At 34.3% G+C, this 13,568-nt stretch carries 7 protein-coding genes, 1 tRNA gene and 2 pseudogenes; 7 read left to right on the top strand and 3 right to left on the bottom strand.

Annotated elements, in window-relative coordinates; translation table 11 throughout:
- Positions 1-874: 874 nt before the first annotated feature.
- Positions 875-1,960, bottom strand: a complete 1,086-nt coding sequence (locus tag V4P56_RS04315) for a YrzE family protein (RefSeq protein ID WP_455481710.1) — start codon at positions 1,958-1,960, stop codon at positions 875-877.
- A gap of 627 nt (positions 1,961-2,587) precedes the next feature.
- Here V4P56_RS04315 and V4P56_RS04310 point away from each other — a divergent pair.
- A pseudogene (locus V4P56_RS04310) lies at positions 2,588-2,761 on the top strand (histidine--tRNA ligase); the annotation flags it as partial.
- A 2,153-nt stretch (positions 2,762-4,914) separates the two neighbouring features.
- Positions 4,915-5,832: an N-acetylmuramoyl-L-alanine amidase gene (locus tag V4P56_RS04305; protein WP_455481709.1), complete on the top strand. Its 918-nt coding sequence runs from the start codon at positions 4,915-4,917 to the stop codon at positions 5,830-5,832.
- 865 nt (positions 5,833-6,697) lie between these two features.
- Here V4P56_RS04305 and V4P56_RS04300 read toward each other — a convergent pair.
- Positions 6,698-7,897 (bottom strand): porin, encoded by a 1,200-nt coding sequence (locus V4P56_RS04300; RefSeq protein ID WP_455481708.1) that lies wholly within the window; start codon positions 7,895-7,897, stop codon positions 6,698-6,700.
- A gap of 305 nt (positions 7,898-8,202) precedes the next feature.
- Here V4P56_RS04300 and V4P56_RS04295 point away from each other — a divergent pair.
- Positions 8,203-8,293 (top strand) — tRNA-Ser (locus V4P56_RS04295).
- A gap of 185 nt (positions 8,294-8,478) precedes the next feature.
- On the opposite strand, the pseudogene V4P56_RS04290 reads toward V4P56_RS04295, so the two are convergent.
- A pseudogene (locus tag V4P56_RS04290) lies at positions 8,479-8,660 on the bottom strand (tyrosine-type recombinase/integrase); the annotation flags it as partial.
- A gap of 454 nt (positions 8,661-9,114) precedes the next feature.
- Between V4P56_RS04290 and V4P56_RS04285 the strand changes: the two are divergent.
- From V4P56_RS04285 to V4P56_RS04270, 4 genes are all read left to right on the top strand, one after another.
- Positions 9,115-11,268 (top strand): helicase-related protein, encoded by a 2,154-nt coding sequence (locus V4P56_RS04285; RefSeq protein ID WP_455481707.1) that lies wholly within the window; start codon positions 9,115-9,117, stop codon positions 11,266-11,268.
- A gap of 97 nt (positions 11,269-11,365) precedes the next feature.
- Positions 11,366-11,767, top strand: coding sequence for a hypothetical protein (locus V4P56_RS04280; RefSeq protein WP_455481706.1), 402 nt, complete (start codon positions 11,366-11,368; stop codon positions 11,765-11,767).
- Between the two features lie 11 nt (positions 11,768-11,778).
- Positions 11,779-12,984 (top strand): type ISP restriction/modification enzyme, encoded by a 1,206-nt coding sequence (locus V4P56_RS04275; protein ID WP_455481705.1) that lies wholly within the window; start codon positions 11,779-11,781, stop codon positions 12,982-12,984.
- Positions 12,947-13,504, top strand: a complete 558-nt coding sequence (locus tag V4P56_RS04270) for a type ISP restriction/modification enzyme (protein ID WP_455481704.1) — start codon at positions 12,947-12,949, stop codon at positions 13,502-13,504. The genes V4P56_RS04275 and V4P56_RS04270 overlap by 38 nt, the downstream gene beginning before the upstream one ends.
- The last annotated feature ends 64 nt before the right edge of the window (positions 13,505-13,568 follow it).

Here is a 13,568-nt window from a genome sequence, read left to right as displayed (position 1 = left end):
AAGAGGAGATACTGTTTTGGCATGTGTGCCTTCCTTGCTCATGGTGAAAAGAAATACAATACAATGTCCTCTTAAAAAGGATTCTATACTCTTTTCTTTTAATCTCTTCAGCATAAAGCAGAAAACTTCAAATAAAGAGATATTCCTTATAGTTAAGTGGTGAAATTATATAGAAAAAATTATCCTGATAATATGCCTTAACAGTGAGTAATAACACTGCCTGCTGTCATAGTGCCTATATCACCTTCTAATCTATAATGAGAAAGTGGTTCAGCTGTTAAAAATAAAAATTGTCAGCAGTATTGCAATATTATTGTAAGAGATTTTTTAAATGTGCCATAAAGCTCATCTCTAGTGCTTAGAAGTTTGCTCTAAGATTGATCTTCTTTAAGGCTAAACATATCCTTGCTTATATCAAAGGTTAAGAAGATTTATTATCTGAGCAATTAGCATCAAACAGGAAAATTTTAAGGTATATCTTCGCTTATATCAAAGATAGAAAAGTTTTTATTATTTGGATGATGAGCATTAGGTGGGTAAATTCCAAGATTAGTGGAGCTAATTTTGTTTATAATATCAACTGCTATGCAAAAAGTGGGTAAGGCATAAAATTAAGGTGCTTATGAAAGAGGGAGAGTGCAGCCAAATGTCATGAAAAATTTATTAGGAAAATTTAAAGATTTTTCCTGAGAAGGTATTTTCAATTATCTCAACTTCATAAATAATTGTTTTTAGGTTTTTTTATTGGAGAATAGATTGTTTGATACATGTTATTTTTGGTTTGAAGGAAAGACCTTAGAAAGTTTGCAAATAAAAAGCTGCACTGGTTTTGCAGCTTTTTGATATGTTCAATACTTTATGAAGGTATGAGTTTTTAAAGCATGAAAGAATCTTTGCGGCTTTTGTAGCCATAGTAACCAAAAATACTAGAAATAATGGCACCAATTAAGCCGCCTAAAAAGCCCCACCATCCAATACTAGAGGCTGTTTTTACAGCTTTATCTGCAATATAACGAGTATCCTTGATTGGCATATCTAGCTTTTTAGAGAGTATATTTGCTTGTTGTTTGAGGGCTTTTATGGCCTTTTCGGTTTTTGCTTCTGCTGTTTGATAAATATGCAATGCGTTGTTTGCCATGGCTTGTGCATCGGCATGTGTTATACCATTGTTCATGAGGTCGTTGATGATGTCATTCTGATTGATATTTGCTGTAATGGTTTGTGCATGATTAGAAAGACGGTTGCTCAGATTTTTAAGGTATGTGCGATAGTGAGAAGGATCATTCTTGAAAGCTGTTATTGTTGAATCAATCTCTTTAAGAGCTTCCTTATAGGATTGCTTTAAGCGGTCAGGATTGAGAGATGGAACTTCACTTCTATTGAGGGCAGTGTGCAAATCATTGCGTAATTTTTCAAAATCGATCTCTTCGTTTTTTGTATGTAAAAGCTTTTCAAAGCTTTCACTGTTTAATTTTGAGAGAAGGGGAATAGTATCTGTTTCTAGGTTGGTTATGTCTTGTTGAGTTGCTGTAATATTTGCTGAAATAGCCTTAGTACCTAGGTTAACAGAACCTGAAACAAAAAGGATTGTTTGGATTGTCATGAGCAGTGTTAACAGAGCCCAAGTTAAAAAGCCGTGAAATGCTCCTGCTGTTTCTGCAAAATGTCCAGCAACAAAACTTCCTCCTGCAAGACTTATCAGCATAGCAATGAGTGAACCAATACCAACGGATAGAAAGGTGCCTTCAAAAGGGGATGAAGAGTAAAAATCAATTTGGGTTAAGCCTAAAGCCGCAATCAGAAATGATAAGCAGATCAAGCTGGCAAGGGTTGTGACTAGTCCAGCAAAGATTGCTGACCATGAAATGGGTATGTGAAAAAGGGGATACTGTTCCTCTAAAGAGGTTTCTTTTAGAAAATGTGTATCAAATGATGTATCTCCTGGAATACGGGTTTCCATGTGTTTATCTCCTTGAATGATGCTGGAGATACAATGCCTTAGGTTCAATTATGTTCCAAAAGTGGACAGAGATACACCAAAACGGATAAAAACTCTCAAGAAGATATTACGATAGATGATGATTATTATCATTGAAAGTTTGTTTATAGCAGTCAAATTTTAGATATTGAATTTATAGAATGTGAAAAGAAAGAGTGTAATGTTATAAATCGTTAGCTAAAGTCCCCATTAGCTACAATATCTATTAGCAAATCGCCCATTAGCTAAGTTAATTGTGACACTTTATCTTGTTGTTGAAAGCATCTTTCTATCCGTTCGTTGGCATTGGCTTTCTTATTGTTATGCTGATAAGTCTTGCAGGAGGAAGTTTTGTTGCTGGACATTTTGCAAAAATATTAAGAGCATTTAAATGCTTAATAATTGTGAAAATGTAGAGCTTATAGCTTGGTTTTAAGACAAGTCGTTTTATGACAACTTCTTCTGATGTTGAAGTATATGGTTTTTTATTAAGAAAAAGCTTAAAACTTAAAATGTGACATAACGATTGATTTACAAAATTATTGCAGAGTGCTTTTCTATAAGATAGACACAAAAAAGCGTGAATATATACTATTAATAGAGAAAAAAATGCTGCTAAAACAAGAAAAAACCAAAGCTCGTTTACCACGTGGTTTTGTTGATCGTACAGGTGTACAGTTATATGCAATTGAAACAATGATTGCTCAGATTCGTGAAGTGTACGAACTGTATGGTTTTGAAGCACTTGAAACACCGATTTTTGAATATACGGATGTGTTGGGAGATGGTAGGATTGAAACAAAGGATAAAACTTTTTAAAAATTATGAAGCCACTATCTGAATCATGAATATAAGATTATCTTTGGTGTTGGTATGTGTTTATGGGATGATAATTTTTTCGTGCTTTAGATAAGGGATTTTCCATAAAAAATTTTATTCAAATGGCTCTTTTTAGAGATGATAATCAACCACAATGTGTAGTGATACTTTTATCAATTCCAATACAAGCTCCAACGTATTGAATACACAATACAAGAGAAAACATCTTCTTACTATACTTTAAATAATCTTCTAAAAAATAAGTGTTTGCTTAGGTAAACCAAGCAAAATAACAAGGAAACTTCTATTACAGAAAAAGTAAAAATCAGATGCTGTATCAATAAAATTATCAAGAATTTTACTGTATCAGGAAATAATACTTGATGAATATTATTGGTATCTGGTATGATATTTAATCGTTACAATTAGATTTTTATAGTTTACAAAATAGTTTCATGATAAACTGAGGGATGTCGTATACCTTGGGCTATCAGATCATATGTTTTATCTTTTTTGGATATTAGCTTTAATTCTCTACTGGATAATAATGAGATCTTCTTGCTCAAGACAATCAATCATAGCTTTATTAATTTGTTGTAATTGATTGGTATAAACAAAATAGTGTGTTACTTAGACATTTCTCTTTTCGAAGCTTTGACTCAAATCTTGTAAATTTGTATTTACATATTATCCTGAAGAAAATTTATCACCAATAGTCATAATCGCTGCTTGATAAATAGAAAAAGGATACATGAAAAAACTGTGAACAGCTGCAGTCATCTGATATATAAAAGCTAAATCTCCAATATCATAAGAACAGTTTTTTCAATATGAATAATTTGATCAACATTCTTAGATAGTTGTTATGTTGTACTCCACCTGAATTATATAAGAGTGAAATCATGATATAAGGGTACAATTGATTGGTTAGTCATCAACATCTTTAGTACTGTATTTGATCGAAGAATTTTAAGATCATTTTCGCTTACACTTCTAGCTGATATAGAAATTACTCTATTCATCAACAACTAGCAATGCATGTTTGAGGTTCATTGATTATAGAATGATCTACTGATTTCAAAATATTTTCAGCTAATAGAAAAAATACGAAATATATTCCTTATCTTGAAGTTGAGATTAGCTTATTACCTTTCTTTAAGAAAACATTGAACATGCTACAATAATTATACAAATTAAAGGCTATGATGATAATTATATGATTTTTTCCAATACGTGACTGATTTTAAGCATAATTTTATAAGAGTATACAGTTTGGTTGATGTTAAAAAGATACTTGTAAACAGAAAATAGCTAATAATATTTTATGAGGATAATGCAAAAATATTCAAATAAAATTTTTCTTGAGATTATTTTGATCTTTTAATATTTTAAGAAGATAAAAACAGAGAATAATAGCTTTATTCTGAGAAAAAAATTTGAAAACATGTTAATTTAATAGATGAAGAGGGGTATTGAAAAGAATTGGGAAGGAAATTCTTTATCGGAACACCAGGAAGAGACTTTCCATCTTCGATGCCATGTTTAAGAAAGAACCTTTAAATTTCATTAAAAAATGCTCTAATGAAAAGTTAATTATACAGATTAATTAACTTTTTATCGAGATATTGCCACAAAGTTCTTTTATCAATACTCTTTCTATGATTCTAGAGATGTTATAATACAATGAAATATGGCTGGCTGGCTGCAATAGAGCTTTGAAATTGTAACTATATATTATTTCAGATTAATAACAGAAAGAGCTTTATGTACAAACAAGTTTGGGTGAATATTCAATAAGAAATTGTGTAAAGCTTTTGTGTTTTTTTTAATTCATATTTTCCCAGGCATTTTCTTTTCTAGAAAATGAGTGGTCGGCAAGATTTTTCAGTATTTTTGTAATCGCTTTATTGATTATCTGAAAAGCATTGAGGATTAATTCTTAGTTTGAATAATAGTTTGATATTTTATGGCTATTCAATTTGGGGTGTAAGTACCCAGAAATTGAATAAATAGATGATAAGATATATTACAAATAACTATTTTTGAATGGTGCTACGGCTAGTTTTGAATATGGTCTATTGTGATGTGTGATGTAGACAAAAAGGAAGATTTTTTTTATGTATCAGATTGATTATAATAGCTATCGTTCTGTTAAAAGCTTTAATCGTCGTGTTCGTTTTCTTGTAATGCATTATACTTCTATCGACTTTAAGAGTTCGATTACAGCACTTACAGGACTTGCAGTTAGTGCTCATTATCTTGTACCTGATCCTTCAGAAAAAACGTATATTGAGGCAGGGTTTAAGGATATGCGTATTTTTAATCTAGTTGATGAAAATGAACGTGCCTGGCATGCTGGTGTTAGTTCATGGGCTGGACGTAGTAATCTGAATGATACATCTATTGGAATTGAAATAGTTAATTTAGCTACTGGTCACACTAATTGCCTTAAAGAAACACATACTGAATCTCAATTTAAGGATATGCGTGGTGATAAAAGTGAAAATGAAAGATATGTTGCTCGCTTGCTTTCTGGGAGTAGTAATTTAAATGATACTGCTGTTAAGCGTGGAACTGTTTATAATAATGAAGCATTTATATTTCCTCCTTATAATCCGATACAAATTGATGCTGTTAAAGAACTTGCATTAAATATTCTCCAACGTTATCCAGATATTATGCCAGTTGATGTTGTTGGACATAGCGATATTGCCATTGGAAGAAAAAGTGATCCGGGTGCAGCTTTTCCATGGAAAGAATTGTATGTTGCGGGTATAGGGGCATGGTATGATAATGAATTAAAGGATCACTATCAGAAGCAGTTTTGTAAAAATTTACCAACTAAAGCAGATATTTTGGCTAAATTAAAGCAGTATGGATACGATATTCTGATGGCGTGTACAGAGAGTGGATACAAAGATTTAATCCGAGCGTTTCAGCTTCATTTTCGTCAAGAAAATTATGATGGGATTTTGGATGCTGAAACAGCGGCGATTATCTATGCATTAGTAGATAAATATTTTCCATCAAATTAATTCAACTTATTCTTAATTTTAATACATGTAATTATTCATCTTGTATATTTTCTTTTACCAATAACACTTTGTAGTTTAGGTTTGTATGAGAGCGAGAAGATTATTTATGGTATGAGATCAAAATTACATGTAAACAATTAATGAAAAAAGGAAAAAAGCAATGTCGATTTATTAAGATAGCTTTTAAAAGTTTATTTTTTTCATCGTATGAATACTCTATTAATTTTCAAAGATATGTCAAGTTAAGCTTTTGTGTACATTACGAAAAGTATGTTATTCAAGAGTGTGTAGAGGAAAAGAGGTGCAGTATATTAATGTTATGCCTACAATATCGAAGATAAAAAGTAATAGCATATTAGTTTTGCATCTGTAGCGTAAAAACTTGATAATAATTGAAAGAAGAGAGAAAAAAGTACATGCATGTATGTACTTCAGAAAATGTAGGTACAATACCTTCATAATTTTAAAAAAGATACAAATATCTCTCTTTGGTGAATGTCTTTGACGTAACCAAAAACCATTAAGGTCACAAAGAATTTTGCTATTTATTTTAGCATTAGTGTAATTATTTCGATTACTTATTGATCATTGCTTGTAAGATATATTCAGATTTTTTAATTACTTTTAAGGACATTTGCACAATTTTGATTAAAAATTATTAAAGTTTGTATTATTTGAATCAGATATACAGAGTTTGTGAGGTATGTTTATCAGCCATTCATTCACTTAGAGTATTTTCACAAATTAAGCAGTTTTTTGTCAAAAATAGTGGCAAATAAATATTAAAAAGATATTGTTACAATTTTACTTATAGCTAAAAAAATAGAAACTGGTAATTCAAATTACCAGTTTCTAAAAGTATGAATTAGAATGAACGTTGGATACGAATCATGCCTCGCAAAGCACTTTTTCCATCCAGAGCATGGGTATATTTTATATTATTATCTATATCTTTGAAAGTTCTGTCATCACTCCAAGAAACATAAGCCAGTTCAGGAGTTATTATAAGTCCTGGAATTAGTGCATATGAGACATTTATAGCAGTGGCAAAGGTTTTTACAGCACTGTAAGAAATTTGAGCATTGAGATCTGCTTTTGGAGTTATTTTATAAGTCGCGCCAGCCCAAGTGGCCCACTTACCACCCCAGTTTGCATAGATTGTAGTATTTTGTCGTGACAGCACATTTTCATCTGCGTTGTAGTAATCAATGTTGGTTTTATATCCCCCCATGATCCAAAGGTTTAAGTTATCGTTAATATTAAAATCTATACGGGTTTTACCAGCCCACTTTTTATAGTAAGCATCGTAAGCCGCAACTGTTGAAAAACCGCCCCATGCTTGCATGAATTTCATACCAAGAACCAAATTAGGCACATAATTTTTTATTTTTTTACTTGGAGGAGTATTTTGAGGAATGATAGCAATTTTATCATTTTTATCAATGTAATAGTATTGAATATTGTCAGATTCAGGACCTGAGGCATTGCCTAATTCAGTTCCGACAATAGCAGAAAAGCCAGTATCACCACTAAAAGTATAAGATACAAAATTAGTGCGTGTATTACCTGCTGGTGCTATACTATCATCATTTAAAACGTTCCCATAACCACCGGTCCAACTGTTGAAAATTGTGTCATCAAGACCTATGCGAAAACCACTAAGTTCAATGTAAGCAGATGAGATTCTTGCTCCTGCTTTATCTTTACCGTCGCCCCAGGTTGAGGAGACTTTTACATATGAACGAAGTGTTCCCCACTCTGTTTCAGAAGCAGTCTGAAAAGCAAGAACAAATTGTGATGATGCGTTGTAAGTTTTTTTACTTTTAGCTAAATCAGCATTAGTTATTGCATCTATGTTTTCACCACCTATAAGACTAGCTCGGATACTTCCTGATAAACGCATACAAGTTTCAGTTCCGGGGATATAGAAATATCCTTTGCCATATGCATCGCAAATGCGAACATATTTTTGCTCTGGTTCTGTAGTAATTGCTGATGCTGCTTGTGCTCCAGAAACTGCTACAAAAGCTAATGTAAAACTCGAAAAAAGGGACTTAATATTCATAACGAATCTCCAGTGTAAAATAATCTCATCTTGTTAAGGGATATCGTTAGTTTAACCCATTGAAGACAGAATAAGTTACATAAATATTGATGATTTTAGCTATACTGATCTTTTTGACATATACCAGTATGAAATTGTCTTTTTGAAGGGGATTCATGTATTATTCAAGAGAATGTGATAAAAAAATCATACACTTGTTAATTTCAATCTGATAGTATCAATAAAAAAAGAAAAATCTTAGATATTTTTGAAAAAAAGTGAAAATGTCTTGAAATTTTTGTTGATACCATTTATGCACCGCTCTTGGAGAGGTGGCCGAGTGGTTGAAGGCGCTCCCCTGCTAAGGGAGTAGGGCTCAAAAAGCTCTCGAGAGTTCGAATCTCTTCCTCTCCGCCATTTTTTAATAAAATAAGTCAGTTACATAAAGGTTTGGGGATTTTTATCCCATTGGTACTATGGGCTTATTTTTTCCTATCCACAATCATATTTGAATGAAGTATGCACTATAATGGATTGCTTTGAGGTTTATGTCTGTCCATGTTACAGGAAGAAAATTACAAGAAATTTTTTTCAATTGTTATTTAGTTTCTTTGTAATTTTTTAACTGTTTTTAAGAAAAGTTTTTTGCGGTCGATGATTTTTGTATAAAGCGATGCCACATTGTCTTCAGTTCAGCCAAATAGAGCTTTCATCTGCGAAACTGTAGCGCATCTGCATTAGCCGCATGTGTTGCTTCTGATTTTCTTAATTTACATGCTAATTTTTAAAGCTTCACTACATTGCACATTTTTTACAACGGATTCTTCAAGCTTTCTTTGATAGATTTTTAGCTACGTAATACTGCGTATAAGTATTGTATTTTGATAAATAAATTTGAAGTAAGATGGTAAGCTTAGGTTAAAAATAAAGAGAAAGATATTTATCAAGAATTTATTGTTTCAGCCTCTAAAGAAGCGATGCTATTTTTTATCTTTTTTTATTGATGAACACGGCGGTTTTACGATGTGAATCTGTACAGAAAAAATATTCAACTACACATATTGATAAATTCCAAAATTCTGTAAAATCTTTATGAATTCAATTTTACTAAGAGAATTGAGATTTTATCGAACAATACGATCAAAGTTTACACATAATTCATGCAAAAATTTAACCAAGTAATTCTGTAAAAGAGATTTTTATAAATTATTTTCAATAAAATAAACGATATATGAGTAATGAACTTTTTACGTGAATGGAGCCAAGAGGCGCGTATTCCGCTGACGAGTTTTGCCGTTTGTTCAGATAAAACTATTGGGAAGAAGAAAAAAGTGGATCAGGCTCATGAGCTTTTCTATCCTGCAACCACGAGTGCTGATGATTTGGTGGAAGAGTTGTTTTCACAGCATCATGATGAGGCAATGACTGTCATTTTTTCGACCTATCAATCTATCGATGTAATCCGTCAGGCTCACTATCATGCTAAGAAGCCTCTTCCAGAATTTGATCTTGTTATTTGTGATGAAGCACATCGGACAACAGGGTGTACTTATTTCGGTGATGAAGACTCTAATTTTGTTCGTGTCCACGATAATGACTATATTCTTGCGAAGAAACGACTTTACATGACAGCAACGCCACGCATCTATGGAGACAAGGCAAAAAAGAGGGATGACGTTGAACTGTATTCGATGGATGATCCTTCATGGTATGGGGAGACGTTACACACCCTGACTTTCTCTGATGCTGTTTCTTTAGGCTTGTTGTCCGATTATAAAGTAATGATTCTAGCTGTTGATGAAAGGCATATTAATCGAACATTACAGTCAGTTTTTGCAGATGCGAATAATTCGATCAAACTCGATGATGCTGCAAAAATTGTTGGTTGTTGGAAAGCTCTTGCAAAATATGGAATCTCTAAAGAGAAAACTGTTTCTTCTCATCCGATGCGCCGTGCTGTTGCTTTTTGTCAAGTAATTGAGCCTCAAAAGGAGACTAAGACGCACAAGGTCAGCTCAAAGCTTATTGCTAAACATTTCCAGAGGGTAGTCGAAGTCTATCAAAAACAAGAAAAACATGATTTACTGGAAAATAATCCTGCTGCAAAAATAAATCCTGTTCTCTCTATGGAGTGTGAAGTAGAGCATGTCGATGGCTCCATGAGTGCTCACGACAAAGAAAAATTACTCAATTGGTTAAGAGAACCAATCTCTCCAAATGAAAATTGCTGCAGAATTCTCACCAATGTGCGATGTCTTTCCGAAGGTGTGGATGTTCCTGCTCTCGATGCTGTAATCTTTCTAACCCCTCGTTCTTCTAAAGTAGATATCGTTCAAGCCGTGGGATGTGTCATGCGGAAAGCAGAAGGAAAACAGTTCGGATATGTCATCTTGCCGGTTGTTGTACCAGAAGGATATGATCCAGATAAATTGTTAAGAGAGAGTTCTTATAGAGTAGTCTGGGAGGTTTTGAATGCTTTGCGATCTCATGATGATCGTTTTAATGCAACATTGAATCAAGCTAAATTTAATGATTATGCTCAAGACAAAATAGAAGTTGTTGCGGTCACAGACACAATCCATAGAAAAAGCGCGGCTTGCAGAGATGGATTAGATCATGGACAAAATTCTTATATCTCTAGCGTTGCTGCCCATGTTGGACAAGGTGTGCTGGATCTCTTTGGCGAGGAATTTGAACGGGCTCTCTATGCAAAAATTGTCGAAAAATGCGGCAATAAACGCTATTGGGATGATTGGGTCAAGGATATTGAAAAAATTGCACAAACCCATGTTAATCGGATTAAAGCTATTCTAGAGAATGAGAAAAATGTCAAAGAGAGAACAACTTTCGATACATTCCTCAAAGAAATGCGGCAGAATATTAATGAAAGCCTTGGTGAGGAGGAGGTCATCGAGATGTTAGGGCAACATCTGGTGACAAGGCCTGTATTTGATGCTTTGTTTGAGGGAGATAATTTTTCTCAAAAAAACCCGATCTCTCAAGCAATGCAAAAGATCCTCGAACAGATTGATAAATATGGTCTTGAGAAAGAGCGTGATACCTTGCAGAAATTTTATGATTCCGTTAGACAACGGGTAAAAGGGATCGATAATATTGAGGGAAAGCAGGAGTTAATTAAGGAGTTTTACGAAAAATTCTTTCAAGGTGCTTTCCCAAAAATGTCTGAACGACTAGGCATTGCGTACACACCAATCCCAGTTGTTGATTTTGTTTTGCATTCCGTTGAGCATATTTTCAAAACGGAATTTAAGAGCAGTATGGCTGAGGATAATGTCCATATCATAGAGCCTTTTGTTGGAACGGGAACCTTCGTTACACGGCTGTTGCAAAGCGGCATTATCTCTGAGGAAAGACTCCCCCCAGAAGTATAAGCGGGAAATCCATGCCAACGATACTCTTTTGTTAGCCTACTACATCGCTACAGTGAATATCGAAACGGTTTATCATAATCTGCTTAAAGAGAGAGAAATGCCAAAAATGCACCTGAAGCTGTTAGTAAATGAACAGCATTTAGAGCAGGGGGGAAGTAATGGGATCAGCGCAGAGTCACTTTCTTATACGCCATTTGAGGGGATTTGCTTGACCAACACATTCCAGCTGTCTGAAGATAGTCATTGTCTTGAGGGCATTTTAGCGGAAAATAATGAACGACGAAAGAGACAATTTAATCTTCCGATTACGGTTATTGTGGGTAATCCTCCTTATTCTGCGGGACAAAAGAGTGAAAATGACGGAAATAAGAATCTCAAATATCCCCAATTGGACAATCGGATTGCAAAGACGTATATAAAAAGTTCTCAAAGCAAGGGATTAAAGAGATCATTATACGATCCTACATTCGTGCCTTTCAGTGGAGCTCGGATCGTATAGCCAATCGTGGTGTGATTGGTTTTGTTACAAATGCGAGTTTTATCGATGCAAAATCGATGGATGGATTAAGGGCATGTTTAAAGGAAGACTTTACCAGCCTCTATATTTTTCATTTGCGTGGAGATTGCAATACATCAGGGGAAAGGCGCCGTAAAGAAGGCGGGGGAATCTTTAAAGATTCTAGTCGAATGCCTATAGCCATTTTCATTCTCGTCAAAAACCCAGAGGCACAAGAGAAGGGGAAAATTTATTTCAAGGATATAGGAGACTATCTCACAACAGAGGAAAAATTAGATAAAATTAAAAAGCTTGGGAATATCAAGGCTATCGCAGATTGGGAAAGGATTATTCCCAATGAATTTAACGATTGGATTAATCAGAGGGATACTGATTTTAATAGCTATATTGCTTTGGGAGAAAAAAGAGATAAATCTTCTGTCACAATTTTTGAAAATTATTCACAGGGGGTTATGACGAACAGAGATTCCTGGTGCTATAATTTCTCACGCAAAAAGTTACGTGAGAATATGAAGCTTATGATTGATTTCTACAGCTCTGAGTTGGAGAGAATTCAACGAAACAAGATTTCCGTTAATAATGAAAACACATTTAATAACGTGGTGAGTCGCGATCCAACAAAAATCAGCTGGGATGGTCGATTGAAGAAGAGCTTTGTGAAGGGGATATGTCACCAATATGAGCCCAAAGAGAGACGATCTGTTTATCGACCCTTCATAAAAAAGATGCTGTATTTTGATAAGAACTTAAATTGGAGCCACTATCAAATTCCAAAGGTATTTCCAGAGGAGTCCTGCGAAAATCGGGCGATTGTTGTGATAGGATTGGGGGCAAAACAAAAATTTTCGACGCTAATCGTTGATGGAGTTCCTGATTATTCTTTTATCTCATCGGGTCAATGTTTCCCATTGTATCTTTATGAGCCTATAGATTCCTCAGGACAGCTATCTTTAGGGGCCAAGAATGGTGAGCAATACCGACGGAGAGATGCCATTACCGATAAAGGATTGGCTCACTTCCAAGAGGCTTATCCCGGAGAGAAAATCCGAAAAGAAGACCTCTTTTACTACATTTACGGTTTGCTGCATAGTGATGAATATCGAGAGCGTTATGCCAAGAATCTCAACAAGCAGATACCACGGATCCCGCGTGTAAAGAGCTTTGCGGATTTTTCTGCTTTCGCACAAGCTCGGTCGTGATTTAGCTGCTCTCCATCTGAATTATGAAACTGTACCTCTATACACAGGTATTAGTTTGGTCAGTCGCTTAGAGGGATTAGCACTGACAGAACAAGGCGTTATCGGTGGGAATGATTCAGATTTTCGTGTTGAACAAATGAAGTTTGCCAAGAAAAAAGATCCCAAAACAGGGAAGAGTATCGATGATAAAACAACTCTTATTTACAACGGTAGGATTACTATCGAGAATATCCCTGAAGAAGCTTATGAATATGTGGTTGGTGGAAAATCCGCTCTAGAACAGGTGATGGGTTGTCAAACTAGCAAACCAAAAAAGCAGAAGAAAAATAATTCTGGAATTGCGGATGATGCGAATGATTGGGCTTGTGAGATTATGGGCAATGCACGTTATCCGCTCGAATTATTCCTGCGAATGATCACGGTGAGTTTGGAGACATGCAAAATTGTACGGAACCTTCCTCAATTAGATATCAAAGAAGAGTTTTTAGAAAAAGAGATACCTTTGAAGCTGGTCGTCTAAAAGAACTTTCGTCTTCATTCGGTAAGCTGTTGCGAAAAGAAACAATTATTGAAGTGATTGTGGT

The organism is Bartonella sp. B35(2025) (assembly GCF_053794465.1).
The sequence above is the reverse complement of the archived record's forward strand: the minus strand, read 5'-3'. Positions and strand labels throughout refer to the sequence as shown.